21 protein-coding genes, 1 pseudogene and 1 riboswitch are annotated in these 26671 nt (G+C 36.6%); of the genes and pseudogenes, 13 read left to right on the top strand and 9 right to left on the bottom strand.

Annotated features, from left to right (window positions below; all coding sequences use genetic code 11):
* Positions 1–12: 12 nt before the first annotated feature.
* Positions 13–1101, bottom strand: a complete 1089-nt coding sequence (locus CRI88_RS13575; RefSeq protein ID WP_089932629.1) for a M24 family metallopeptidase — start codon at positions 1099–1101, stop codon at positions 13–15.
* Between the two features lie 296 nt (positions 1102–1397).
* Here CRI88_RS13575 and CRI88_RS13570 point away from each other — a divergent pair, with 296 nt between their 5' ends.
* From CRI88_RS13570 to lepB, 3 genes are all read left to right on the top strand, one after another.
* Complete coding sequence (locus CRI88_RS13570; protein WP_058844179.1) at positions 1398–2339, top strand: LCP family glycopolymer transferase; 942 nt, start codon at positions 1398–1400, stop codon at positions 2337–2339.
* 323 nt (positions 2340–2662) lie between these two features.
* On the top strand, positions 2663–2773 hold the full coding sequence (locus CRI88_RS13565) for a hypothetical protein (RefSeq protein WP_036129103.1): 111 nt from the start codon (positions 2663–2665) through the stop codon (positions 2771–2773).
* Positions 2774–3006: 233 nt separating this feature from the next.
* Positions 3007–3567, top strand: a complete 561-nt coding sequence (gene lepB, locus CRI88_RS13560; RefSeq protein WP_036129105.1) for a signal peptidase I — start codon at positions 3007–3009, stop codon at positions 3565–3567.
* A gap of 34 nt (positions 3568–3601) precedes the next feature.
* On the opposite strand, the gene CRI88_RS13555 is transcribed toward lepB, so the two are convergent.
* Positions 3602–3805 (bottom strand): hypothetical protein, encoded by a 204-nt coding sequence (locus tag CRI88_RS13555; RefSeq protein WP_036129108.1) that lies wholly within the window; start codon positions 3803–3805, stop codon positions 3602–3604.
* Positions 3806–3965: 160 nt separating this feature from the next.
* A riboswitch (purine riboswitch) is annotated at positions 3966–4065 on the top strand.
* 74 nt (positions 4066–4139) lie between these two features.
* On the opposite strand from CRI88_RS13555, the gene CRI88_RS13550 reads away from it, so the two are divergent.
* Complete coding sequence (locus tag CRI88_RS13550; RefSeq protein ID WP_036129111.1) at positions 4140–5330, top strand: MFS transporter; 1191 nt, start codon at positions 4140–4142, stop codon at positions 5328–5330.
* A 231-nt stretch (positions 5331–5561) separates the two neighbouring features.
* Positions 5562–8168: a cation-translocating P-type ATPase gene (locus CRI88_RS13545; protein WP_058844180.1), complete on the top strand. Its 2607-nt coding sequence runs from the start codon at positions 5562–5564 to the stop codon at positions 8166–8168.
* A gap of 45 nt (positions 8169–8213) precedes the next feature.
* On the opposite strand, the gene CRI88_RS13540 is transcribed toward CRI88_RS13545, so the two are convergent.
* Together CRI88_RS13540 and CRI88_RS13535 are read right to left on the bottom strand one after the other, a co-directional pair.
* Entirely contained in the window at positions 8214–8690 is a 477-nt protein-coding gene (locus CRI88_RS13540) for a DUF3231 family protein (RefSeq protein ID WP_058844181.1), read from the bottom strand.
* 95 nt (positions 8691–8785) lie between these two features.
* Positions 8786–9466 carry a cupin domain-containing protein gene (locus tag CRI88_RS13535; RefSeq protein ID WP_036129120.1) on the bottom strand — a complete coding sequence of 227 codons (681 nt, stop codon included), beginning with the start codon at positions 9464–9466 and terminating at the stop codon, positions 8786–8788.
* A 1021-nt stretch (positions 9467–10487) separates the two neighbouring features.
* Here CRI88_RS13535 and CRI88_RS13525 point away from each other — a divergent pair.
* Complete coding sequence (locus CRI88_RS13525) at positions 10488–14414, top strand: S8 family serine peptidase (RefSeq protein WP_257982906.1); 3927 nt, start codon at positions 10488–10490, stop codon at positions 14412–14414.
* Positions 14415–14717: 303 nt separating this feature from the next.
* On the opposite strand, the pseudogene CRI88_RS23285 reads toward CRI88_RS13525, so the two are convergent.
* Positions 14718–15024: pseudogene (locus CRI88_RS23285) on the bottom strand (transposase); the annotation flags it as partial.
* A gap of 264 nt (positions 15025–15288) precedes the next feature.
* Positions 15289–15429, bottom strand: a complete 141-nt coding sequence (locus CRI88_RS23280; protein WP_445352027.1) for a hypothetical protein — start codon at positions 15427–15429, stop codon at positions 15289–15291.
* A 1305-nt stretch (positions 15430–16734) separates the two neighbouring features.
* Between CRI88_RS23280 and CRI88_RS13515 the strand changes: the two genes are divergently transcribed.
* From CRI88_RS13515 to CRI88_RS13500, 4 genes are read left to right on the top strand one after another with little or no spacing between them, the layout of a single operon-like run.
* Complete coding sequence (locus tag CRI88_RS13515) at positions 16735–16956, top strand: transcriptional regulator (RefSeq protein WP_036129126.1); 222 nt, start codon at positions 16735–16737, stop codon at positions 16954–16956.
* On the top strand, positions 16953–18212 hold the full coding sequence (locus CRI88_RS13510) for a Y-family DNA polymerase (RefSeq protein WP_036129128.1): 1260 nt from the start codon (positions 16953–16955) through the stop codon (positions 18210–18212). Before CRI88_RS13515 ends, CRI88_RS13510 begins: the two co-directional genes overlap by 4 nt.
* A 13-nt stretch (positions 18213–18225) precedes the next feature.
* On the top strand, positions 18226–18558 hold the full coding sequence (locus CRI88_RS13505; protein ID WP_058843639.1) for a YolD-like family protein: 333 nt from the start codon (positions 18226–18228) through the stop codon (positions 18556–18558).
* Positions 18551–18901, top strand: a complete 351-nt coding sequence (locus tag CRI88_RS13500) for a YhjD family protein (RefSeq protein ID WP_036116956.1) — start codon at positions 18551–18553, stop codon at positions 18899–18901. Before CRI88_RS13505 ends, CRI88_RS13500 begins: the two co-directional genes overlap by 8 nt.
* Positions 18902–19064: 163 nt before the next feature.
* On the opposite strand, the gene CRI88_RS13495 is transcribed toward CRI88_RS13500, so the two are convergent.
* Positions 19065–20003 (bottom strand): phosphotransferase enzyme family protein, encoded by a 939-nt coding sequence (locus CRI88_RS13495; RefSeq protein WP_036116955.1) that lies wholly within the window; start codon positions 20001–20003, stop codon positions 19065–19067.
* Positions 20004–20444: 441 nt separating this feature from the next.
* Between CRI88_RS13495 and CRI88_RS13490 the strand changes: the two genes are divergently transcribed.
* Positions 20445–20738: an ATP-binding cassette domain-containing protein gene (locus tag CRI88_RS13490; protein WP_180957808.1), complete on the top strand. Its 294-nt coding sequence runs from the start codon at positions 20445–20447 to the stop codon at positions 20736–20738.
* Positions 20739–20956: 218 nt separating this feature from the next.
* On the opposite strand, the gene CRI88_RS13485 is transcribed toward CRI88_RS13490, so the two are convergent.
* Together CRI88_RS13485 and CRI88_RS13475 are read right to left on the bottom strand one after the other, a co-directional pair.
* Positions 20957–21433, bottom strand: coding sequence for a GNAT family N-acetyltransferase (locus tag CRI88_RS13485; RefSeq protein ID WP_036116951.1), 477 nt, complete (start codon positions 21431–21433; stop codon positions 20957–20959).
* Between the two features lie 719 nt (positions 21434–22152).
* A complete protein-coding gene (locus CRI88_RS13475) occupies positions 22153–22371 on the bottom strand; it encodes a hypothetical protein (RefSeq protein ID WP_036116948.1) in 219 nt (72 codons plus the stop codon).
* 760 nt (positions 22372–23131) lie between these two features.
* Here CRI88_RS13475 and CRI88_RS13470 point away from each other — a divergent pair.
* Positions 23132–23605 carry a peptide-methionine (S)-S-oxide reductase gene (locus CRI88_RS13470; RefSeq protein WP_036116946.1) on the top strand — a complete coding sequence of 158 codons (474 nt, stop codon included), beginning with the start codon at positions 23132–23134 and terminating at the stop codon, positions 23603–23605.
* A gap of 1146 nt (positions 23606–24751) precedes the next feature.
* Positions 24752–26524 (top strand): oleate hydratase, encoded by a 1773-nt coding sequence (locus CRI88_RS13460; RefSeq protein ID WP_036116942.1) that lies wholly within the window; start codon positions 24752–24754, stop codon positions 26522–26524.
* Positions 26525–26671 lie beyond the last annotated feature (147 nt).

Here is a 26671-nt window from a genome sequence, read left to right as displayed (position 1 = left end):
TGCGCACCAGCCTTATAAAATGATTAATTCTTTCGAATAGGTCATTAAATTCTTATAACCATTTTCTGTAACAATTAAATTATCCTCGATACGAACACCGCCGACATCCTGAACGTAGATACCTGGCTCCACTGTAAATGCCATACCAGGTTTTAATACTAGCTGATTATGCTGCATGATATAAGGTTCCTCATGTGCACTTAAACCAATACCATGGCCAAGTCGGTGTGTGAAATTGTCACCATAGCCTGCGGCGTGAATAATGCCTCTTGCTATAGCATCAATGTCATGTGCTGTCATGCCTGGTTTGATCGCTTCTATTGCCGTTTCATTGGCTTGTTTAACAATGCTGTAAATCGTTTTTAAAGTTGGAGAAATCTCCCCTAAAGCTACCGTTCTAGTCATATCTGCCACATAGCCCTTATAAATGGCCCCAAAGTCTATGACGATCAATTCGCCTGTCTCTATTTTTTTCATGCTTGCTCTGCCGTGGGGAAGCGCTCCTCGGTAACCTGATGCCACAATGGTTCCAAAAGGTGTTCCCTCTGAACCACGTCGTCTCATTTCATATTCTAATTGTGCAGCGACTTCCATTTCTGAAACACCAGCTCGTATCGTTGGCAATGTTGCTTCAAGACTTTCTTCTGCAATTTGTACAGCCTGTCGCATCAAGGCTATTTCATGATGCTCTTTTTTCATACGGAGTTCACGAATGGATTCACCGATGTCACATAAATTGTTATATGTAAGGTGTTCGATTGCTTTTTGTTCCTTTACGTGCATCGTGTCAAATTCCACACCAAGTGTTTGCGACGCTCCCAGCTCTTTTTTTAATTGCCAGATGGCCTGTGTCGGTCCCTCTTCATCTGAATAAGATACGATAGCATTCGCACACTCCGTATCAACTTTTGTTAGTTCTACTTGTGGTACTAGAAAATATAATTGATCGTTAGCCGTGATAGCCACTAACGTTAAGCGCTCACTTTGCTTTAACTGGAGACCTGTAAAATAAGACATATTCGACCCAGGTACAAGGATCGCCACATCAATTTGCTGTTGCTGCATATAGGAAACTAGTTTCTCTCTTCTATTTTGAAACATAGGGTCATTCCTCCTAAAATAAGTTATATTAATTGTTTCTATTATAGATACAGTGTATCTTAAAATTATATATTAATAATAATGAATTTTCAATAAATAAAGTGGACGTCAGCCTAATAGGTGGCTCTAATAGGAAGGGAATTTACAAATGAGGGAATAGTATGCTGTTAATTTAGTAAATACTAGTGTACGTCTTTTTTTCGTCCATTATGCATATAAGTAGACTAGATAAACTTTTTTCCAACTTAATACGTCAAAAAGAGGGGCAAAATTGTTAAGCAAGAAAGGACTAATGTATGGAAAAAAATATGAAACGCTCAAAAGAGAAAAAGAGCAAGAAAAAATTATGGCTGTGGATAGTCGGTAGCCTACTAGCAATATTTTTAATTTTTATAGGTGCTGCTTACTTTACCATCCAAAAAACTATGAATAAAATAAATACACCACTTATTCAAACAACGGATGCTGCACAACTCGAAGAAAAAACAGTGATCAAAAAAGAACCATTCTCGGTTCTCATGCTTGGGGTCGATGAACGAAAAGATGATAGCGGCCGTTCCGATACTATGATTGTGATTACTGTGAATCCTGAAAAACAGACAATGAAAATGCTTAGTATTCCCCGTGATACACGTACAGAAATTATTGGTCATGATACCGTTGATAAAATTAATCATGCCTATGCCTTTGGTGGCGTTCCGATGGCTGTAGATACAGTGGAAAATTTTCTAAATATACCTATTGATTATTATGTGTTTATTAATATGGAGGGTTTTCTACAAATTATTGACACGCTTGGGGGCGTAACCATCAATAATGATATGGATTTAACTTTTGATGAATATCATTTCCCAGAGGGAGAAATTACGTTAGACGGTAATGAGGCACTGATTTTTTCACGTATTCGTTACGAAGATCCGCGCGGTGATTTTGGTCGCCAAATTCGTCAGCGCCAAATTATTGAAGCTGTAATGAAAAAAGCTTCTACACCATCTACGTTATTAAAAGCAACAGATATGCTGAATGTTCTAGGTGATAATGTGCGTATGAACTTTTCTGTCAAAGATCTTATTCAGCTGCAAGGTCTTTATAAAAAGATGGATGCAGATATTGAACAGTTGTCATTTGACGAGGGGGATGGTCAAAGGATTAACCATATTTGGTACTACATTCCGAATGAGGTAGAGCTTGAAGAAATACAAACGGATTTAAAAAATCATTTACAAAAAAGTAAGTAAGTTAGCTATAACTTTGGGCCATGAAGGGAGGGAGATGAATGAATGGGAGGACCCAGGTGCTTAGGTATACAGCACTGAATCATTGCATGCAAAGCTATGTACCTAAACGTAAAGTGCGAAAAAATCCAGTCCAATCAGCGATAAGAGGCCTACAAGTATTGTGTTTAAAATTGTTTATGTAAGAGATAAAAAATCATTCAGGTAGGGCGCATGCCTAGTTGAATGATTTTTTTATGGCTTCATCAATCATTTTTCAATATTTCTTGAGATATCAGAAAATTAAGTGTATACTGACATTAGAAATGGTTAAAGGAGTGATTGTGATGATTATAGGCACAATTTTATTAGCATTTGCATTACCAGTAGGTATCGTATTAGCAGCAGATTTATTAAACGAGCAGCGTCACTCTACTACACTATCTAACCATTCATAATGACCAAACAACTAAAACGTTCATTTTTAGACAATGCTACCTTGTAGCCTTGTCTATTTTTTATGTTATTTCAGCAGGTATCACAGGTTCATTTTTACTCGTCAGCATGAAAAAATCTGGACGCAATTATACGAAAGCTTAGTCGATAAATTGGAAACTATTTATGTGATTCATTCGTCAATAGTATAGAGAAAATGTTATACTATATAAAAAAACAGTATCGGGGAATGAGCATGCAAGAGGAAAAAACATCTAATTTTAAAAAAGAAATACTATCCTACATTAAAATTATTGTCATTACAGCAGTTGTCGTTTTTGGCTGTAAGCAATTTTTATTTGCGCCGATCAAAGTGCAGGGAGCATCGATGTATCCGACGTATCATGATAAGGATATTATTATTGTAAGTAAAACAAGTAAAATCGAACGTTTCGATCAAATTGTTTTCCAATCACCTGTAGAGGATGAGTTATATATTAAACGTGTAATTGGTCTTCCAGGAGATAAAGTCGAAATGAAAGATGATGTATTGTATGTCAATGGCAAAGCGTACAAAGAAGATTATGTCAATCGCCAAACAGAGGATCCTAATCAATTACGCATTACGGAAAACTTTACGTTGGAACAATTAGTGAATGAACAAGAAGTGCCAAAGGGAATGTTTTTTGTGCTTGGTGACAATCGCCTAAAAAGTAGTGATAGTCGCCATTATGGTTTAATTTCCGAGGATGCAGTTTACGGTGAATCAAAATTAATACTATATCCATTTAGCCATTTTCATATTGGTTCAAAATGATGAAAAAGAGGTCACTCCCTTGAGTAGCCTCTTTTTAATTTTGGGGTAAATCTGTACAGCTTTTATACGTGGGATAATAGACACAAATTCTTGAATTTTCAACAGTTTCTTTAATGGGCGACGGCCTACTTTTTGCTGGAGAATGGATTGCTGGTTCTTCAATCGTGAACTCTTCTACTACTAATTCTACGCCATAAAATAGTATTAAAAAATAGCAAACAAATCCTACTATGCGCAAACAATCACCTCTTAAAATAGTTATTGTATGTTAATATGTATGGTCAAATTCGTCGAAATATAAGCAGAAATTCAAAATTTTCTCTCGATTCCACGGTTTTATGATGGCGTTCATTCTATGAAAAAAATCTATTGTCAATGAAATTTTGATGTGCTACTATAGCTAAAGTAAATATTTGATCTGTATAACCTCAATAATATGGATTGAGGGTCTCTACCAGGAACCATAAAATCCTGACTACAAAACTTTGCTTCATTTTTGTAGTCAGGATTTTTTTATTATGTTTAAAAAAAATCTCCTACAAAAATGGAAGTGTAATGAAAGGGAGATTACGATGAATTGGAGAGTTTATATTCTTGCAGTGACAACCTTCGCAGTAGGCTTAGTTGAATTAATTGTTGGTGGAATCCTGCCAAATATTGCAGAGGATTTACATGTATCATTAGCAACAGCAGGACAATTAATCACAATTTTTGCACTGGTTTATGCGATTTCTGCGCCAGTCCTACTATCCTTGACAGCCAAGGTGGAACGGAAGCGCTTATTCCTTATTTCTTTATTTATTTTCACGTTAGGGAATCTAATGACCTTCTTTAGTACAACGTTCATCATTGTGCTAATTGCTCGTATTTTCACAGCGATGAGTACAGCGTTAGTCATCGTATTATCATTAACGATTACTACTAAAATCGTAGAGCCTCGCCACCGTGCCAAAGCATTAGGGCTTGTTTTTATGGGCGTAAGTTCCGCGCTTGTAATCGGTGTGCCAATGGGTATTTTTATTACAGAAGCGTTTGGCTGGCGTGCTGTATTTTTAGGTATTAGTATCCTGTCAACGATTTCAATGGTTTTAATTGCCTTATTGCTTGAAAAAATGCCAATCGGAGAAGTAGTGCCACTGAAGGCACAAATCAAATCATTGGCGAATTTGAAAATCCTAACTGCACAGTTAACTACGCTGTTTATGTTAGCGGGTCATTACATGCTCTACGCTTATTTAACACCATTTTTAGTAGAAGCATTTGATCTGAGTGCCTCATGGATTAGTATTTGCTACTTAATTTTCGGTATTGCCTCTGTTAGCGGGAACGCTATAGGAGGCTGGGTGAGTGATAAAATTGGCACAAGCAAGGCTATTATTTTAATCGTCTCTGCCTTTGCCATTGTGTTATTTACTATTCCTTATACAGTTATTGCCCTGCCACTGTTTTTAGTATTTACGGTTTTATGGGGGGCGTTGAGCTGGGCTTTGACACCACCATTACAAAATTATTTAATTCAGGCAGATCCTCAATCATCTGATATTCAGCAAAGCTTAAATACAGCTGCCCTGCAAATCGGGATCTCCATCGGATCAGCAGTAGGAGGCGCCATGTTTGCTTGGACAGGGTCCGTTATGCACTTAGCAAGCTTTGGTACGATTCTAGTTCTCTGTGCATTAGCTTGTGCCATCTTCTCTATCAAAAGAGCACCTCTTGGTCAGGAGCAGCACGTAGATTATTCATCAGCACATCATAACTCGTAATAGAACAACTGCCTGTAAGGTATTGGGAAAGCCATCCCAATACCTTTTTTTGAATCTATTTTCGAATCGTTTCAAAAATTAAATTCTCTATGGTTTCTTAGCATACTCCAATTCTCTATGGAATAGATTGTTGTAGTTAATGAATTTACAGACTTGAGGAGTTTGAGATTTAAGTGTAAATACTACTTTTTAAAGGAAACCTTCAAATCTTGTAAATGGAAGGAGAACCCAATGACTGAATATCATCAACAATCATCTGCTGAAGTCATGAAAATATTGAACGTCACCACACAAGGCTTGACCGATGATGACGTCAAAAAAAGACAACAAATCTATGGCTATAATGTATTAGAGGAAGGGAAAAGAACAAGTACATGGGCTGTTTTCATGGGTCAATTTAAAGATTTATTGGTCATTATTTTACTCGTTGCGGCCTTCGTTTCCTTTCTACTAGGAGAAGTGGGAAGCACCATTGTGATTATGATCGTGGTCATTTTAAATGCTATTTTAGGCACGGTGCAGCATGTGAAGGCAGAGCAGTCACTAGATAATCTGAAAGCATTGACCTCTCCGATTGCCAAAGTCATGCGTAATCATCAACTAGTGGAGATTTCTTCTGAAGAAATTGTGGTAGGCGATCTTCTGATGTTGGAGGCAGGCGACTACATCAATGCGGATGGCAGGCTACTGGAAAGCCATAATTTACACATCAATGAAAGCTCGCTCACAGGCGAATCGATTGCTGTAGCAAAAAGTACGGACCCTATTCGGAAAAATAATGTAACGATTGCGGATAAGAAAAATATGGTGTATTCAGGAAGCTTTGTGACTAATGGACGTGGCATCGTGATGGTTACTGCGATCGGAATGCAGACCGAAATCGGAAAAATTGCGAATTTACTCGATACGGCCAAGGAGAAGAAAACACCATTACAAATTAGTCTTGATCAATTCGGTGAAAAATTAGCACTAGGCATTACCCTAATTTGTTTAGCTATTTTTACGATTGACCTTATTCGAGGAAGGGCCTTAGTGGAATCCTTTATGTTTGCTGTATCCCTTGCTGTTGCAGCGATCCCAGAGGCATTGAGCTCCATTGTGACCATTGTATTAGCTTTTGGCACCCAGAAAATGGCGAAGGAAAATGCGATCATCCGCAAGCTTTATGCTGTTGAAAGCTTAGGAAGTGTATCGGTTATTTGCTCTGATAAAACGGGTACCTTAACCGAAAATAAAATGGTCGTACAGGAAGTTTTCGTCGACCAGAAAAAGATTCCACACGATTGGCTGAATCCAACGAACCCAGTGGAAAAAGAGCTGATGGTAAAAGCGCTTCTATGTAGTGACGCTGTCGAGCGTGAGCAAAAAGAAATTGGTGACCCTACAGAAATCGCCCTCGTGAAATTAGGGAAACAATATGGTTTAGATGAATTGACAGTTCGCGAGCAATATCCTCGACTGGCTGAAATTCCATTTGATTCAGCGAGAAAGCTCATGAGTACTGTTAATCAGATGGACAAGCAACCTATCATGATTACTAAAGGGGCTTTAGATGTACTTTTACCAAAAGTGACACGAATCAAAACAACAACTGGTATTTTTGAGATGACTGCGCAGCATCGCCAGAAAATTGAAGCAGTGAATCGTGATTTTTCTATGAATGGTTTAAGGGTGTTAGCTATTGCTTATAAGGAGGTATTGCCTCTACAAAAAGTCGATACAAGAGCTGAACGAGATTTAATCTTTGTTGGCTTAGTAGCGATGATGGACCCTCCAAGAAAAGAGTCGAAAGAGGCTGTGGAAAGCTGTATAAAAGCAGGTATTAAGCCCGTCATGATTACAGGGGACCATAAAATTACAGCAACAGCTATCGCTCAACAAATTGGTATTTTACAAAATCCAGCAGAAGCTATAGAAGGACATGCACTCGAAGGTTTAACCGATCAAGAGCTACAAGAAAAAATACATGATTATTCTGTGTATGCTCGTGTTACACCAGCACAAAAAATTCGAATTGTCAAAGCCTGGCAGGATAAAGGGCATGTTGTCGCCATGACAGGGGATGGTGTCAATGATGGGCCAGCCCTGAAACAAGCCGATATTGGTGTAGCAATGGGCGTGACAGGCACAGAGGTTGCGAAAGATGCCTCGTCCATGATTTTAACTGATGATAATTTTTCGACGATTGTCAAGGCAATTGCCAATGGTCGTAGCATCTATACGAATATTAAAAATGCGATTCTGTTTTTATTATCAGGAAATGCGGGTGCTATTTTTGTCGTGTTATATGCCACTGTTTTAGGCTTACCTGTTCCTTTTGCACCTGTGCATCTATTATTCATTAACCTATTGACAGATAGTCTACCAGCAATCGCAATCGGTTTAGAGCCAAATAATAAGAAAACAATGAAGGACAAGCCTAGAAATATCCATACTCCTTTATTAAATAAAGCCTTTACAACACAAGTAGTGCTTGAAGGTATATTAATCGCCATTTCCACCATTATTGCGTTTCAAATCGGTTTATCGACAGGTGATACGTTAACAGCCAGCACAATGGCCTTTACCACATTATGCCTATCAAGATTAGTGCATGGCTTTAACTCCAGATCCAAACAATCAATCTTTGCTATTGGCGTATTTTCGAATAAATATACTTGGCTTGCCTTTATCATCGGTGTATTTAGCTTACACATTGTCTTGTTTATGCCAATGCTCACAACAGTTTTTGAGGTAGCTCCATTAACGACAGCTCAGCTAGGCTTTATTTATAGCTTATCGGTATTACCATTCCTAGTGAACCAATGGTATAAGCTACTGTTCGTGAGAAATCGATAGTAGGTCAAAAAAGAAGCTTCCGTTAGATAAAACGGATGCTTCTTTTTAGCTTTGAGGTGCTACTATCCAACCTTTACGCTTACTGAGGTCAATCAATTTTGCCCCTAATAGTGCATAACGCATATGAAGTTCACCATATTTAGTTAAGTGGAGCTTTTTTACTGACAAATCCAGTGCTTGGCTTACAGCAATTAAAGATGAGGCAATATTCATGGATAAAATAGCACTAATTTCGCCATCATTAATAGCCGATTTTCCACGAAGATCCGTTAGTTTCATCTTACTGTACTCGATTGCTGTAGTGGGTGCCAACATGCCATTTTCCTTTAATAATAATGTCAACTGCTTATTTTCCTCTTTTAAACATTGAATAAACTCCAAGATCATGATTTTTAAATGTTTATCACGTGTATGCTTAAAAAAGGCATGGCTTGAAGCAATATAGCTTTGATTGACACCAAGCTGTGACCAAAGCTTGAAAATTTCCTTAAATTGTAACGATGCTAGATTGTCCTTTATCATTATGGCACTTCCTAACTCTTAGTTTATCTAAGATTAGGATGGACAGGAAATGACATTCTATTCATCTTTTACAATAAAAGTTTACTAACGAGCTTTTAATAATAGGTGCCATAAGGAGACATGTGAGGATTAGGGTAGCGATATGGATAAGGGTATGGACATGGCTTCATGTAGTGCTGCGGCATTGTTTGTTTTGACGGAGTTTGATCGGTTGCTGACTGGACACGATGACAGCCTTTTGGTGGTCCGATATAAGTGGATGGAACAATCGGTGCAATTGTTTTCTTCCATTGTTCTTCATCTAAACAATACGTATGCGCCATAATATTTGCTGGTGTAAATTTCAAGATATCGGAACCTAAAATGACCTCTGGCGTTGGTGCATCAAAAATCGCAAGTAAATGAGTATTATCTGCTGTTGCTATTTCATAATGCCACCAGCCTTGCGGTATATTGGCAACTTGCCCAGGTCTAATGGGATAGTTTTGTATTTTCTTTGTAAAGGGATTCAAGATGGAAACCGTCGCTGCCCCAGCGATACAATAGACGAGCTCAGCGGCATTTTGATGGTAGTGTGGCTCAACGATATTTTCTTTACTCAAAAAAATATCGAGTAAAGATGTATTTTCTACTGTATTTAATTGTTCCACACTAAGAATATTAATGTAATTTTGTGAATCCTTTTTAAAAAGCGTACTTTTATTAACATCAAAAGTGAATTCTGTAGAGGGAGAGGTATAGTCGATATTTGAGCTAATACTTACATCCTTTCTCATGAAAGTGGGATATTCATCATCATAGATTATGTTTCAACAGCATATAGGCTTACACAGATGCCTAGAGACCAGCTACGGAACGTATCTTTTTAAAAATTAGCTAAAATTACCACCTCTAATTAAGAATGTATGTACGTGTAAAGAAAAGTAGATATTTGTTCTTTTTATATAAAGTATTGTAAATGTGTAAAAGGCATATGCAGAGCTGTAAAGGGGCGTTCAACAGGAAAGAATCGGTAGCGTCACCAAATCGTCCATATGATGTAGATAGAGAAATCAGGTGCCATTACAAAAAGGTGTGTAAAAATCATCAACATAACAGGTGAATCTTTTACTTTACAAGGCAAGAGGGGTGTACGTTTCCTATAAACAATATTTTAGCCATGCTGCCCATTTTACAGCGAGAGTCTAAGGTCATAAAAGATATTTTTTATATTGATGTGGAATGTTTTTATATGGAGTAGTTATAGTATTCTATGGATATTATAACTGCTCTTTTTTTACCTATACACCTCTTCTATGATTCACCTATCCAATCATGAAATTTACACTGCTCTTATAGGGCATAGAAGGAATCTAGATAAACAAAATACCGTTCTTATTACTGTAAAACTGATGCACTTGATCCACAATCTATTAGCAGGCGGCCTTTTTAAAACAGTCGCTGGCTATTTTAATTTCCTAGATTACATATAAACCGACCCTTCCAATCCCTCCTTTTACAGCCCTCCTAATTTTCTATAAGCAACTACATCACTGACTGTATCTGCCACTGATGCCTTGATGGGGTTAATTGGAAATATTATGAATTACTGTGAGTTATTTATGGTTTGAAAGTTCTGTTTTTTTATACAATTACTAGGAAAATAGATTTAATCTATTTTTCATAAATTGATACAAATTATCAATATTTCAGAATATTTAAATATTCCGATTCTCGAATTAGTTCCATTGTGATAAATTGGAAATATCACACTAAACTGAAAAGTGTGACAATTAAAGGAAGAGGAGGAAATGAGATTTGAAAAATTTTAAGTTTATGAAGTTTTTAAGTAGTATTCTAGTTTTCGTTATGGTGCTTTCTCTATTAGTTCCATTGTCGAGTGCTAGTGCTGAAGAATCGAAACCATTCAAGCAAGATAGTCAAAGTGAAAGTATAATTCAACTAAAGGCGGCTATTGCTGAACAGCTAAGCTTGTCTAAAGATGGTCCAACCCTCCATGAAAGCTTAGAAAATGTATCAGGCAATCAAAAGGTTGCAGTCATCGTTCATTTATCCGAAAAGCCTGTTGCATTAGAGCAAGGAATAAGTGAAGTCAAAGGCCGAAAATTCTCTAATGCCCAAGCAAAAGAAGTTCGTTCCAATGTAAAAGTACAACAAGCAGAAGTTAAAAAAGAGTTAGCTATTAAAAATGTGGAGATGACTCAAGGTTACACATTTGATACTGTTTTAAACGGTTTTGCAGCAACTGTGAAGGCAAAGGATCTCCCAAAACTGCTTACAGTTGATGGAATTACATTAATTGAACCTGATGCAATTGTTTACGCATCAGAAGATAATACGATGAAATCATCGGAACTTATGAAGAAAGATTCAGTAGAAGCTCAAATGAATACAAGTAATTCTTTCCTTGGTATCGAACAGCTTTGGAAGGAAGGAATTGAAGGACAAGGAATAAAAGTAGCAGTATTAGATACTGGTATTGATGCAGATCACCCTGAATTCGCTGGAATTTATAAAGGCGGAAAAAACTTTATTCCAAATTCTTCTACTTACACGAAGCCTCGAGCAGATAACGATGCATCGGAAACATTACCTTCAGAGCGTCCAGTCGGGACACCTGAATTTAATGAAAAAGGAAGCTCGTTCTATACTTCTCATGGTACACATGTTGCTGGAACAATTGCAGCAATCGGCGCTAACGAATTTGGTATTAAAGGAATTGCGCCAAAAGTAGACCTTTATGCTTACCGTGTTCTTGGAGCATACGGAAGTGGAGCTACATCTGGTATTGTTAAAGCAATTGAAACTGCTGTAAAAGAAAAAATGGACGTTATCAACCTTTCACTTGGCGGGGGAGCCAATTCTGAAACGGATGCTGGTTCTTTTGCTATTAATAATGCAATGATGGCTGGAACAATCGGAGTAGTTGCAACAGGAAACTCTGGTCCAAATCGCGGAACAATGGGTACTCCTGCAACAGCTCGTTTAGGCATTGCTGTTGGTAACACAACAAATCCTGAAACAATGTATAACGGGGAAGTGAATGTTACAGTTGGCAATTACAACTTAACAAAACAGCTTCCATTAATGGGAACGACTTTTGGGAAAGATGTAGCAAAACAGCTTCAAGGAGAATTTGACCTAGTTGCTGTTCCTGGAAACGGAGAAGTAAAAGACTTTGAAGGAATTGATGTAGAAGGGAAAGTGGCATTGATTTCCCGTGGCGGTATCGCATTTGTTGATAAAATTGCGAATGCAAAGGCAAATGGAGCTGTCGCAACAATAATTCATAACTTTGCTGGCGGAACAAATGCACCGGACATTTCAGGCACATTCCTTGGTGATTCATTTGAATTTCTGCCAACATTCGACATGTCTCAAACGGATGGTAATGCAATTCGCGCTGCATTAGCAGGCGGAACTGGAAAAGTAAGTTTTAGTAAATTCGCTTCCACAAAGACACTGGGGGATGAGGTAAACTCTTCCAGTTCGCGCGGACCATCTACACCAAACTTTGATATTAAACCAGATGTAAGTGCACCTGGAACAAATATTATGTCAACGATTCCAATGTATAAAAAAGATTTCCCTGATGCAGATTATGGGGAAGCTTATGGTCGTAAAACAGGAACATCTATGGCAACACCGCATATTGCAGGTATTGTTGCATTAGTTAAACAAGCAAATCCTAGTTGGAACGCGTTCGATGTAAAAGTGGCGCTTTCTAATACAGCACAGGTTTTAGATACAACAAAATACGATGTGTTTTCTCAGGGTGCAGGGCGTGTAAATGCTTATGCAGCAGCTCATCCAGAAATTCTTGCCTATGCACTTGATAGCGCAATTTTGGATGGTACGGGTGCAGTTACAGAAAACTTGAAAGGGACAGTTACTTTCGGTCCACAATCATTGAAAGATCAGGATATTTCTGTAACGAAACAAGTTTTAGTAAAAGATATTAAAGGGAACGGCGGCAATTATAACGTATCGATTGATGTGACAAAAACATTTGGTGATGCAACTGTTACAGTAGATCAGCCGACATTTAATCTAGTTGGTGAGCAAGTGTTAAATATTACATTAACTGCTTCACAAGCTACGGCACCAAATGGCTCTGAAATATTAGGGTATATTTATATCAATGGAGGATCTACAGAAATTTCATTACCATTTGCAGCTGACTTAGGTGGCGAGGCAGTAACGGAAATTAAAGATTATAAGATTACAGAAACAGACCTATCCTTTAACGGCGATGGAGTGAAAGATTCAGCTGTACTTTCATTCACATTAACTGGAGACGTAACAACTAACTATATCGAGCTTTGGGATATTATGAATCCTGAAGGTGGAGAATACGAAGACGGCTACATTGGTTATCTACATGCAGGTACTGCGCTAGGAAAAGGCTCTTATACGCTAAATGTTGGTGGGCAGTACAAACCATGGGGATCAGAACCTGCCACAACGATTCCAGATGGCCTGTATACAATTGACTTCACTGGTCTTGCAGCATCAGGAGCAGTTTCCGATTATGTTGGGCCAATTGTTGTGAAAACAACTAAACCAGAAATTACAGGTTCAGTAGCTAATGGTGTCGCTACAGGACAGGTAACAGATAAGTATATCGACTACAATGAAGAGTTAGATTTATATGATTTAAATTATAATTTAAATGATAAATTAAAAGCTTCCTATATTTCGACGATAAATGGTGAAGTACAAGCACCAGTTCCTTTTGAATTAAATCAAGACGGTAGCTTTACATTCCCAGTAACAGCAGAAACTAATGCTGTATCAGTAAAAATTACTGACGCTGCCGGAAATGTTGGTGAAGCAAAGATATATGAAAATGAAGTAGTAACAGCACTTTCTGTAAATCCAACTGAGCTAGACCTAAAAGCTGGAGAAACTGCACAACTGACGGTAACAGAAACGTCAACGCCTGCAAAAGGTGATGCAACAGAGGAAGATGTAACTACAAAAGCTACTTATGTGGTTGGAGATGAAAACATTGCAACAGTAGCAAATGGATTAGTCACTGCAGTAGGTGAGGGCACGACTACTATTACTATTTCATATGGTGATAATAAAGTTACTGTAAATGTTACAGTTAAAGCACCTGTTGTAGAAGTAGTAACACTAGAAATTGACCAATCTCAGGTTGAAACTAGTATAGGTAAGGAAGTTGCCGTGAAGATTACTGAAGTAACTACTTTTGATGGGAAAACAACAGAAAAAGATGTTACAAAGCTTGCAACCTATGAAGTAGCGAATGATAAAATAGCTACTGTAAAAGCAGGGGTGGTAAAAGGAAAAGGTCAAGGTAATACGACGATTACGGTAACGTATGGTGAGCATACACTAACATTTGGTGTGTTTGTAAAGCAAGGTGATGACAACGGAAACGGTAATGGAAACGGAAACGGAAATGGAAACGGAAACGGAAATGGAAACGGAAACGGTAATGGAAACGGTAATGGAAACGGAAACGGTAATGGAAACGGAAACGGTAATGGAAACGGAAACGGTAATGGAAACGGAAACGGTAATGGAAACGGAAACGGTAAAACGGAAACGGAAATGGAAACGGAAATGGTAATGGAAACGGAAACGGAAACGGAAACGAAACGGAACAAACCGGAAACCGGAAACGAACCAACGGAAAACGAAACGAAAACGGAAAATGGCAAAACAGAAACGGAAATGAAACGAAACGGAAAATGAAAAGAGAAATGGAAACGAACGAAACGGAAATGGAAACAAAACGGAAATGAAACGTGAAAACGGAAACGGAAACGAAACAAACGGAAAACGAACGAACGAAACGGTAACCATACGAACAGTCACCGTGGATTGATCTGAGGAAGAGACCTAGTCCGAGTAAAGAGAAACTGCACCTCGCACCTCCTCCGATCAGTTCCACCGATAGTCCACCCTGATATTTTTGGTCTTTCCATTTTATTTTCAAGATCGGTAATATATTTACCAAATTCCAATATACTCTCTGATTTAGTTACTCTCTGCCATTTGCCATGTCCAAGTAGCCAGTTCTTTGAATTCATATATAGTAAAGTAAGCATCGCCTGTATGGATAATTTTTTTGACTCTTAAGGTTGTCCATCGCATACCATGCTTTTCTTTTGCATCGGCAAAGACACGCTCAATCGTTTCTTTGCGCTTTGCATAAATTTGTTTGATGTCATAGGAATGTAAATGTTCTAGCTTCCTCCACATATGACTCCCAAATATGGCGTTGAATGAGTTTTTGATGATGCTTACTTTCTGTACATTGGGAAAGGCTTGGATAATTTGAAATAAACTGGGGGGCAGATCTGATTTATACTGGTTGAGCATCCTTCCTTCAATGTTACTGCATACTTCTAACATCTGCCCTTGGGCAAAAGATACAATGAGGCTCTGCTGTATGTATACTCTGTGCTTTCTGGGGCAATCCATCTTCTGCTCTTAGACGTGGCATAAGAATAGGCAACATTTGACTTACCAAAAGCTCCACCGCTGTTTTATAGGGCTGCATCTGCAAATAGCTGATTGCCTTTTGAAATCGTCGAATGACCTTCCATGCATTGTAATATATGGCTTAATGTGCATATCGAGCCATAATGGTAATGGTGATAAAGCCTTTCTGTCCGTGGCTGCGCTTTGAAAAGAATACATGCAACTGTTCTGCATGTTCATCCTTCCATGGCCAGCCAATTTCAGGATCTGTCAGCTTCCTCATTCTTCCATTCTTCCTTTCTAAACTTCCCCGGGGAAAGGGCTTTTCCCGTCTCTATGATCCATATATTTAACTCCCACCAGCTCTCTATAAGCCCGTGCTCTCTTTTCTTTCGCATGACTTTTGACTATAATGCCTATTCCGCATCATTTCATAATGCGTAGAATCGATAAATAAAATGGTCTGCATGGAGGAGTCCTGATGTACACCTTTAAAATACGGGAGAATATCTGTCTGGGGTTATAATGCGTCTTGGTGCTGATTAGATATAATTTTTACTAAGGTAGAGGAATGTGACTCTGGGTACAACTTAAAACCATGATACGCCTATATCTGTTCTAATTAATTCTTCGATCGTTTGATGCATGGAGCAAATGCCAAAAAACATACTGGAAATAAACGCTACCTTGTGACACAGACAATAATTTGGATGCCCATTAGGAGAATAGAGATGTTCTGTTTAAAGGATAGATAAACTGGAAAAAATCAAGCAGTACCTAGCCTTCTACCAAATGATCGTTGGGAACGAATTGATCAATCGTGTTACATTTCTGAATTGTCTTACGTCTACTAAGGATTTTCGTCATCATGTCATCACCTCTGCAAGTTTCATTTTCAAATAATTCTATGAGATAGAGTATCTTATAGTTGATTGAACGAAGGCGACTCCTATGGAAAAGGAAAGCCGAGATCCTGACTGACATGAGGCTGGAGTCTGATCTCTTCTGCCCATGAAAAGGCCCACCCGCAGTGGAAATCAACGGCCTTTAATTTATTCTCCATTGTAAGAAAAGATCGCAGGCAAACTCAAAATTCATCGAGTTTGTCTACAGTCTGAGAGAAATTGCACCTCGCAATTTCTCTTTTTACTATTTATAAAGAAGTTCCTTTAAAAAAATTATCTCCTACTAAACTAACTGTGACATATTCTTTCGAATTTTCTTGCCATATTTGATATAAATCAGTTCCTCTTTATTTCTCCCATTCATAGTTCACTTCTTGATCAAGATTTTTTTACCTATTCCCTAATCACAGATGATACAACATTTCCAAAAAGGGCTCACTGGCACTGATAGAATATCAATGCTAGATGGCTGCTTAGTTTTTTACAACTTTCTACTTGACAGGGATAAATTTGAGTACTTGGTCTTTTTCCAAAAATTGAACATTGCCAAGGTAAGAACATTCGTTCTATTATGTATACAAACAAATGTTCCTACGTAATATAGGTAAAAGGGAAAATCATTGTGCTAATAATAAATAACAATCATTTCAAAAAATTACGAGAGGCAATGGGAGGAAACTAAGATGAGAGAACAACTGATTAAAGCTATGCAGCATAAACAATTAGTGAATATGATGTATATAGCAAAAGATGGCTCCATAACAAAAAGGCGTGTAAAAGTCATTAAAATTGTTGGTGATTCATTCCAGGCGTTTTGTTTTACAAGACATGCAAAACGTACTTTTTTGATTAGGAATGTTCTAGCTGTTATTCCTTTTGTTAGTAAGGGACGTGAAGTTATATGAATTATGAGGGTATGCCCAATAGACCAATTATGTGTATCGATATGAGATGCTTTTATGCCAGTATCGTGGCGATGTTACATGGGCTAGATGTTTTAAAAACGCCAGTTGCCGTAGTAGCAAATTTTGACCAACCAGGTAGCGTAGTGCTTGCGGCATCACCATTGATGAAAGAGAAATTTAAAATCAAAACTGGAAGTAGACGTTATGAGATACCAAAACATCCTGACATTAGATTGTTTGAGCCTAAAATGAGTTTCTTTATTCAAATGTCGATGACGATTACTAAATTAATCTCTAATTATGTACCAGTTGATGCGATACATGTGTATAGTGTGGACGAAAGTTTTGTTGATTTAACTGGCACTGAAAAGCTTTGGGGTTCACCTGAGGAAACGGCTAAGGAAATACAAAGAGCTATTCTTGACCAATTTAATATACCTAGTGCAGTAGGTATGGGACCAAATATGTTAATAGCCAAATTAGCTTTAGACCTTGAAGCAAAGAAAACAGGTTTTGCTAAATGGACATATGAAGATATTCCAAAAAAATTATGGCCAGTTCAACCCCTTTCTGAAATGTGGGGGATCGGTAAACAGATGGAAGCAAATCTAAATGCTATGGGGATACAAACAGTCGGTGGTTTGGCTAATACAGATTTAAAAGAATTAGAAAAGCGCTTTGGTGTAATGGGCAATCAACTCTATTACCATGCATGGGGAATAGATCTATCCAAATTAGGGGAGCCGTTAATAACAAACGGAGCGTTAAGTTTTGGGAAGGGCCAAATGTTGATGAGGGATTACCATACACGTAAAGAAATCTCTGTAGTACTTCTTGAAATGTGTGAGGACGTAATGAAGCGAACGCGGGATGCAGGTTATGTTGGTCGTACAATTAGTATTGGTCTTTCTTATAGTCGAAACGCTATGACCAAAGGATTCCATCGATCTAAAACAATTGCAGTACCGACAAGCGAAACACTTGTGATGTATAAAACTTGTATTGAATTACTGGATAAATATTTTACAGGTGAACCAACTCGGCAAATAGCTGTCCGAATCTCCAACCTGGAAAGAGAGCATAGTATCCAATTAGATTTATTCGATGATCGTAAGCCACAGCGTCAAATAATCGGTCCTACAATGGATGCAATACGCAACAGGTTTGGAGCTACTTCAATATTAAGAGCAGTTTCTTTCACAAAAGCTGGGACGGCTATTAAGCGCGATCGCTTAGTTGGTGGTCATTTGGCATAGGAGTGATTTATTAATGATACAAGACAGAGGTCATATTAAATGGGCGTCGATGATGTTGCCGGAGCATTTAGAGCTTCTTAGAGAGTATAAACAAGAGCATCCAGAACAGCCAAGAGAATTGACTGAGTGGGAACTGGAAGAACTACAAAAAGCAATTGATCAAGCTTTTAATCAGCAATTGCACATAAAATTAGAAGTGTGGGAGGACTACAAAATCACACAATGGACTGGAATAATTAAATCGATTAATACTAATGAACTCATACTTGAAACACTACTTATAACGAAACGTATTCCAATTCAAAGTATTCAATCAGCTCAACTGGATGCTGATTATTATGATTAAAGCCAACGAAAGACAGTTACTGCATAAATATCTTTTGTTAGAGCTAGCAGTTAAATCATTACAGGTTGACTACTGTAGATTGGAGCAGTTTAAAATGAAAACGGTATTTCTTCCAATGATGGATTCATTGCTAAAGGATCTAAGACAGGAATATTTTCACCTCAAAGGAGAACTTGCACAAAAACGTATACGAGTAGTAGGCTGGCAACTAGTAGATGAATACTTTAGTGACGTACAAGTTGCCACTGCAGGTAATGATGTAGTACTTCGTTATGCAAATCAAGCTCTGAAATCACAGGTGGAAAAATTGTTGATGCATCATATACATGTAGCTTTAAAATAAAGATTGATTAAAGAAAATTTTTCCTTCATTTATCAGCAAACGTAAAAACACTCCATTTTGAAAAAATATTGATCAAAATGGAGTTAAGTATGAGATTTTTATTTGATTAATTAAATGAGCCTTATTCAACTAAAGCTCTGTTAGTTGAATAGACAAAATTCACCTAAATTTTCAGAAGGGAGTGTTTATGCTCAATTCTTATCCTGAAATGGTTCATTATTCGTATTTGTTCTTCAGTTAATTTTTCTATGTCCCAATACATATGCATTAAACTGTATTCAAAAATTTCCTTTAATTTTATAAATAGAGGGAGTTTTTCTAACATCTCTGATGATATAGAATTTTCTTCCTGATACCCTTCAATTATTGCGTTAGATATAGAACGACCATAGTCAACAATATTACTGTTTCCTACAAATGAATATTCCATCGCACTATAGATTGGAACAGCTAAATCAAATATATAGAAGTTTTTTTCGCAATCTTGAAAATCAATCATCGTAAAATTATTATGACTATCTACCAATATGTTTTCTAACCATAAATCACCGTGTATCAAACCATAATCTGACTGTTTTTTCGGAATATCCTTTATTGAGGATAAAACCTCATCTGCAATTTCTCTAATTATATTTTCTTCTTTAGGGATATATTTCAGAAAAGCATATTCTTCATTCTCATACCAATCGTTAATGTATTTAACGGTCTCTATATTTTCAAATGTTTTTGATAGGCGATGTAAACGACCAATTTGTCGACCTAATTCTTTTAAAACCTTTGCATTCCATTGACTTCTATGCAAGTGTGCACCTGAAGCACCCTTATATAGAACAGTTAGAACTTCACTTTTTAATGTCATTTTTTCAATTAATTTTCCGTTTAATGATTGTATTATGGGGGATACTCCAAATCCTTCGCTATACAAAAAATTAGTATATTTAATTTCTTCTAACTGTTCATCATATGTTTTATAGTTTGTTATTCTTGCAAAATAGTCCCCATGTTCTGTAATACATCGAAACATTTCATTAGTCACTGATTCGACTGCCATAATATTAACTGGATAAATTTTGTTAAGTGATTCAAGTATCCTTTGTTCCATAATCTTTTACTCCTCCTTTTATCTTTAATCCCATTAGACATTGTCAAACTTGTCATTAGGATAAAAAACACTGTATATTCCCTGATTATACCATATGAAAAAATCCCTTTTATTTAACTTAATTGCAAAAATATGTAAGTCAATTTAAATACAATGGGCATCCAAACAGTTGGTGGAATAGCCCATGCAGATGTAACGGAATTAGCAAAACGCTTTAGGGAATCAATACTATTATCATGCATAAGGCATTATTTTCTACATTGGGTGAGCCAGTAGTGAGCAATGCGCTGGATGGGAGCTTGAAAAATTACAACAGACGATCACACATGCATTCGTACAACATAACGATATTATGTTAACTATATGGGAGCAGGCTAATTATGAACAATGGGGAGACACCATTCAAATGGGGCAGGGAAAACCACGCTTTGTAAGGTATTAGTGAGGCTATACAGACAGCAAAAAGGACAAATTCTTTTAAAGGATAAAGTGTTATCACCATCAAAGCGAAGTAAGCTAACCTATTTTGTCATGCAGGACCCAGACTATCCACTTTATGCGGCAAGTGTTGGGAATGAAATCATGTTAGGTCGGCAAGTAACAGAGACTCTAAGAAACAAGGCAATCGAAGCACTGGAAAATTTTTTGCTTGTCCCACTAAAGGACAGACACCCTGCATCACTATCAGGTGGAGAAAAACAGCGTGAAACACTAGCAGCAAGCAGTATTCTGTAGCTGATGCACAAATTGTACCACTGGATGAGCCTACTAGCGGGTTAGATGGGGCAAAAATGGGTGTAGCACATGGCAAATCAAAATAAATTTGTTTTTATCATTACACATGATTAGGATTTTATAGACATTATTTGTGATGAAGTGTTAGTTCTATAAGGAAAGGACCATAAAAATAGCAACGTCACTCATTTGAACAATGCAAATGAGTGACGTTTACTTCAAAGCGGCAAGTTCATAACGATTTGCTCACCAATAGGGCCTATTCTTCTTTCTCCGTGGTCCACAAAGCCAACTTTGGCATATAGATGCTGGGCAGCCGTGTTTTTATGATTGACAACTAACACCACTTCGTTACATTCTTTAAATTCCTGTTTGACAAAATCAGCTAGTGCAAACATGGCCTTTTTAGCATAACCTTTACCTTGCTGTTGATAATCGATAGACAAAGCGGTTAGTAACATTGCTTGGGGATTACTGGAATATTCTTTTACTCTATCCGTTGCATGAAGAACAAAAAAACCAACTGGCACATGATTACTTAAAATGACAATAGGATATTGTCCAACCTTTTCGATCGTAATTTCTTTTGGAAGGGCTGTAAACTGGTGTTGTTCTTCAGGTAGTTCAAAGCTGTTTAATTGCTCCGCATAGTCTTCAGAGAAATGTACTAATTCAATGCTCGTTGTTGTTTGCATAAAAAAGCCTCCTTTTTTATTATTTTAACTACAGAACAAATGTTCGTCAAGGAGGCTTGTATAAAAATAATGCAAGTTTGGACTTTTTAACTTAATAAGTGACCGAAAAATAAAATGAAAGAAATACTAATAATCAAAATAAGTGTGATAACCATTGTCAATATTCCCCGAAGCAAGGTCGTTAAATTTCTTACATCTTTCATGCCCATAAGGCTAAGATAGAAACAGACAATGGACAAAAGTAGTGTCAATGTCAATGGATGAACATGAAGGTAGGTGTCAAAAAAGTTTTTCAATGTGCCTGATAGAAAAAATAGTAGGGTACAACCTAAAGAAAAAATAAATGACCAAAAGTTTAAATTAATTCCCATTGTTTCCCTCCTTCCTACAAAAACGAATTTGTCGTATCGATGTGCCAATGATTCCGTTTGATAGGGTAAAAGGATGAAACAAACAAAAGGGTAGGTGTAAAAGGAGGTCACTTGGACGAAAGTGACCTCAAGTACCATAAAGGAGTATAACGTAAAGTTGAAAGAACTTTACATTACTATTAGTATGCCTGAGCTAGTTGTTGAAGATAGTTATCTATCTCAGACACTAGCTTTTAATTATAAGTCCATATAAAAAAGCTAGAAAAACCTAAGAGAAGGCTGCGGGAGTTGTTTCCTTAGCCTTCTATAAAGGAATAGAAGCTAAAAAACATCCTAGACGGATGTTTTTTAGTATAACGGCTGCTGACAAGGGGGAAAGCTGTTGACATCTTGAATCATATGAATATCATATTGCTTTAAGGCGAATTGACTTTGATATAAATATTCAAGGACAAGTAGTTTCCCATCTGAAACACCACAGAGGACACCTGAAGTACCTTGACCATTTGTCAAAGAAACACCGACAGGCTGACCGATTAAGTAAGCAATTTTATGTTGCCAAGGCACAATAGCCACTCCTTTCATTATAATATATGAAGGTGGTGGCTAGAGGTTCTTGCCAATAAAGTGACTTACATTAAAACGTAGCCTCTGTTATTTGTTAAATTGCCATTATCCTAAAGGAATAGGAGTTATAATTGGGTTTCTGATTTTCAGTGGGAATATTGATTTACATAAAAAAGCAAGAGGGGGTTCTTTTAAGTAAAGATAAAAACTATTCACAGAAGAAAACAAAGCAGCAAGGAAGTTACTGATAAAATTCAACTTTATAAGAAGAAGGCCATTTAAGACAATATGAATGCAACCGTGTTACTGAAGAATGTAGTGATATGTTGATCTATTCTTTATTGCATACAAAAGGGATAGCATTGTACAAAAACATCTTGGGGGCGATGTTAAAGGTGCTATCCCGCCATTAATGTATGTGTAAACGGTTATAAACATTACCACTGTGTGTAAATTAGAAAAAACGAAAAATTTTCTTTAAAGTAATGATGTCTTTTGATGATTACTGTAAGTAAAAAAGGTTAATCGCGACCAGCCTCCTACCATAGCTGGTCTAATAATCTCCCACCATACACAGAGACGCTTTTTTACTAACGACGCAGTTAGTTAAAGAGCGTTGCTTGACTTGTGTTCAACAATCGGACCATAATGTGACATAATAAAATTTGTCATTATTTTAATGTGTAATAGACTTAGTAATTACATTTGTTCTTCCTATATAACTTGAAATGAATTTTTTTAAATAAAAAGGAGAGTCAGTATGGAGATAGTATATTTTGCAGGTGGATGTTTATGGGGAGTACAAGCTTTTATAAAAACTTTACCTGGAGTTACGTTTACAGAAGCAGGAAGAGCTAATGGCACAGGTCATACACTGGAGGGTGATTATGATGGGTACGCCGAATGTGTAAAAACGGAATTTGATCCGACCATTGTCACAATCAGGGAATTAATGGGATATTTTTTTGAAATCATTGATCCATACAGTTTGAATCAACAAGGACAGGATATTGGCGAGAAATACAGAACGGGAGTATATAGTGAAAAGCCTGAACACTTACAAGAGGCGAAGGCGTTTCTTGATGAGAGAAATGATTACGATCTTATAGTTGTTGAAGTATTACCTCTTACAAACTATGTAAGAAGTGCAGAAGAACATCAAGATAGGTTAGCTAGATGTCCAAATGATTATTGTCATATTCCAAAAGAAATATTAAATAAGTATAAGTATTGAAGAACATTGAGTTGCATCGGCAGCTCTTTTTTTTCTTTTAAACTAATAGTGCACGTTAAATAATATATGCCCGTTTTATAAATGAATATAATTTAAGCATGATTAGTTCTATTATTATTTTTGGTATTGCAGGCATACTCTATACTTTGGTGGAAAATTCTTTCAAGAGAAATATAAAATTTGCTTAAACTAACGGGTAGCAATTGTTCAATTTAGTACACTCGCTTCCTGTGCTAAAGGGGCAGATTAGAAGTACTTAATTTGGATATTAACAATATACACTTGTTTTTGAACATCGTCCTCCAAACAAATTTAGAAAAACGTTTTCAAGATTTATCATTTATTCAATGTGCTTCTTGGAGTTATCCATCTAGATAGATTTATCAAAAAATCACTCATGCCAATATCATGAGTGATTTTTAATGGGTAACCTATTAAATAACGCCATCAGCTTTGGTTTTTTGTGTCATTTTTTTTATTTCTAAGTATAAATGATGTCAGGAATAAGAAGCTTGCCACCCATAACGAATAGAAAAGATTTTCAAGCAACGCCCAATGCCCATTTTTAAAATAATCCCATCCTGTTGATAATAAAAATACAACGATAATGAATGTGATATATATAGATTTTCCGAATGTAGTCAATTTAAACACCTCTATTTGTAATGTATGTAAATTGTAGCGTCAGTGAAAGTAGCAGGCTAAAATCAAAGAAGTCCCATTATTATTAGCTATTACAGGTCATTTTAAACGAGATAATGAGAGATCCGAAAAAAGAATGATCAGTGAATAGGTGTTTTTAGTTATAAAAAGATTTTTTAATATAATAATTATGCAAATTTAACAACCGGAAAATTGTATAATTATCCCACTGGTATAGCATAATGAATGAGCATGGAACAGTGTATAAATGCTTTATCGAGATGGAGCTATGTAATTTGTAGATACTGTATAATTCCTTTTTAAAAAAGGGTTTTTTGAAATGATTTATAAAAATACAAGAAGATGTGATGTCAAATGATACGAGCATCCATTTAGGAGACATGCTATCGAATTTGAATTTTTTGTTAATTTATCTTTCTTTTTCCCATTTAGGTGCCAATGAGTGTTATTCTATATTGGAATAATAATTATGGAGGCGATATTATGTATTACAGTAATGGTAATTATGAAGCTTTCGCACGTCCGAAAAAACCCGAGGGTGTCGATGAAAAATCAGCCTATCTGATTGGTTCGGGGCTTGCCTCACTTTCAGCCGCATGTTTTTTAATTCGTGATGGCCAAATGAAAGGTGAGAATATTCATATTCTTGAAGAGTTAGATATTTCAGGCGGTAGTCTTGACGGAATTTTAAATCCGACAAGAGGGTTTATTATTCGTGGTGGTCGAGAAATGGAAGATCACTTTGAATGCTTATGGGATTTATTCCGTTCCATTCCATCATTAGAAATAGAAAATGCTTCGGTTTTAGATGAATTTTATTGGTTAAATAAAGAAGATCCTAATTATTCAAAATGTAGATTAATGGAGAATCGAGGACAAAGATTAGAGGATGACGGAAAGTTCACATTATCCGATCAATCGTCTGAAGAAATGATTAAATTATTCTTTACGCCTGAAGAGAAGCTAGAGGATAAAAAAATTACAGATGTTTTCTCTGATGAATTTTTTGAATCGAATTTTTGGCTGTATTGGTCCACGATGTTTGCCTTTGAAAAATGGCATTCTGCTATGGAAATGCGTCGTTACATTATGCGCTTTATCCATCATATTGGTGGATTACCAGATTTATCTGCACTGAAATTTACAAAGTATAACCAGTATGAATCCCTAGTACTTCCGATGATCAACTATTTAGAAAAACATAATGTTGATTTCCAATATAATACGGTTGTCGAAAATGTTCTAATTGACAATGTTGGAGATAAAAAGGTAGCTCATACATTAGTGTTAAAGCAAAATGGTGAGAAAAAAAATATAGAGCTAACCGAAAATGAATTGGTTTTTGTGACAAATGGTAGTATTACGGAAAGTACAACGTATGGAGACAATAACACACCAGCCCCTGAAACAACTGACTTAGGAGGAAGCTGGTCTCTTTGGAAAAACATCGCTGCCCAAGATGCTGCGTTTGGAAGACCAGAAAAATTCTGTGATAATTTGCCGAAAGAAAGTTGGTTTGTTTCAGCAACACTCACTACATTAGATGATCGAGTAGCACCTTATATTGAAAAGATTAGTAAAAGAGATCCATATGCGGGGAAGGTCGTTACGGGTGGTATTGTAACAGCAAAAGATTCGAATTGGATGCTAAGCTATACATTGAATCGACAACCTCATTTTAAAAATCAACCAAAAGATCAATTAGTTGTTTGGATTTATGGTTTACTATCTAATAAGCCAGGGGATTTTATTAAAAAAAGTATTACGGAATGTAGTGGCAGTGAGATAGCACAAGAGTGGTTGTACCATATGGGTGTACCTGTTGAGGATATTCCAGATTTAGCGCAAAATTCTTGTCAGACAATCCCATGCTATATGCCATATATCACATCTTACTTTATGCCGAGAGCAATAGGCGATCGTCCGTTAGTTGTCCCAAAAGGATCTGTAAACCTAGCCTTTATAGGGAATTTTAGTGAAACTGAAAGAGATACCGTATTCACAACAGAATATTCAGTAAGAACAGCAATGGAGGCGGTTTATCAATTATTAGCAATTGACCGAGGGGTTCCTGAAGTATTTGCTTCTGCCTTTGATATTCGTACGTTATTAGCGTCAACGGCTCGCTTACTAGATGGTAAAAAATTGACAGATATAGATGCGCCATTTATCTTAAAACAAATCGGTAAATTAGGTATTCATAAAACAAAGGATACAATCATTTATGATTTACTAAAAGAAAGTAAATTGATATAAAAAATAGCTCATCCTAACAATTTGAATCAGCACAAAAAAATAATAGACAAAGTCGAAATTCGGACTTTGTCTATTATTTTTTTAATTATTTAGCTTATCGGAAATATTTCTTAATATTTCAGTTTGTTCCTTTTGTAAGTTAATAAA

Source organism: Lysinibacillus fusiformis (assembly GCF_002845985.1).
In the GTDB taxonomy this organism is placed as follows: Bacteria; Bacillota; Bacilli; order Bacillales_A; family Planococcaceae; genus Lysinibacillus; species Lysinibacillus fusiformis_D.
The sequence above is the reverse complement of the archived record's forward strand: the minus strand, read 5'-3'. Positions and strand labels throughout refer to the sequence as shown.

Excerpts from the sequence above, each read along its gene's own strand:
- CRI88_RS13485 (WP_036116951.1), bottom strand. The coding sequence starts at position 21,433 with ATGCAAACAACAACGAGCATTGAATTAGTACATTTCTCTGAAGACTAT.
- CRI88_RS13565 (WP_036129103.1), top strand. The coding sequence starts at position 2,663 with ATGATTATAGGCACAATTTTATTAGCATTTGCATTACCAGTAGGTATC.
- lepB (WP_036129105.1), top strand. The coding sequence starts at position 3,007 with ATGCAAGAGGAAAAAACATCTAATTTTAAAAAAGAAATACTATCCTAC.
- CRI88_RS13570 (WP_058844179.1), top strand. The coding sequence starts at position 1,398 with ATGGAAAAAAATATGAAACGCTCAAAAGAGAAAAAGAGCAAGAAAAAA.
- CRI88_RS13535 (WP_036129120.1), bottom strand. The coding sequence starts at position 9,466 with ATGAGAAAGGATGTAAGTATTAGCTCAAATATCGACTATACCTCTCCC.
- CRI88_RS13545 (WP_058844180.1), top strand. The coding sequence starts at position 5,562 with ATGACTGAATATCATCAACAATCATCTGCTGAAGTCATGAAAATATTG.
- CRI88_RS13495 (WP_036116955.1), bottom strand. The coding sequence starts at position 20,003 with ATGGAACAAAGGATACTTGAATCACTTAACAAAATTTATCCAGTTAAT.
- CRI88_RS13505 (WP_058843639.1), top strand. The coding sequence starts at position 18,226 with ATGATACAAGACAGAGGTCATATTAAATGGGCGTCGATGATGTTGCCG.
- CRI88_RS13460 (WP_036116942.1), top strand. The coding sequence starts at position 24,752 with ATGTATTACAGTAATGGTAATTATGAAGCTTTCGCACGTCCGAAAAAA.
- CRI88_RS13540 (WP_058844181.1), bottom strand. The coding sequence starts at position 8,690 with ATGATAAAGGACAATCTAGCATCGTTACAATTTAAGGAAATTTTCAAG.
- CRI88_RS13515 (WP_036129126.1), top strand. The coding sequence starts at position 16,735 with ATGAGAGAACAACTGATTAAAGCTATGCAGCATAAACAATTAGTGAAT.
- CRI88_RS13500 (WP_036116956.1), top strand. The coding sequence starts at position 18,551 with ATGATTAAAGCCAACGAAAGACAGTTACTGCATAAATATCTTTTGTTA.
- CRI88_RS13550 (WP_036129111.1), top strand. The coding sequence starts at position 4,140 with ATGAATTGGAGAGTTTATATTCTTGCAGTGACAACCTTCGCAGTAGGC.
- CRI88_RS13470 (WP_036116946.1), top strand. The coding sequence starts at position 23,132 with ATGGAGATAGTATATTTTGCAGGTGGATGTTTATGGGGAGTACAAGCT.
- CRI88_RS23280 (WP_445352027.1), bottom strand. The coding sequence starts at position 15,429 with ATGAGGAAGCTGACAGATCCTGAAATTGGCTGGCCATGGAAGGATGAA.
- CRI88_RS13510 (WP_036129128.1), top strand. The coding sequence starts at position 16,953 with ATGAATTATGAGGGTATGCCCAATAGACCAATTATGTGTATCGATATG.
- CRI88_RS13575 (WP_089932629.1), bottom strand. The coding sequence starts at position 1,101 with ATGTTTCAAAATAGAAGAGAGAAACTAGTTTCCTATATGCAGCAACAG.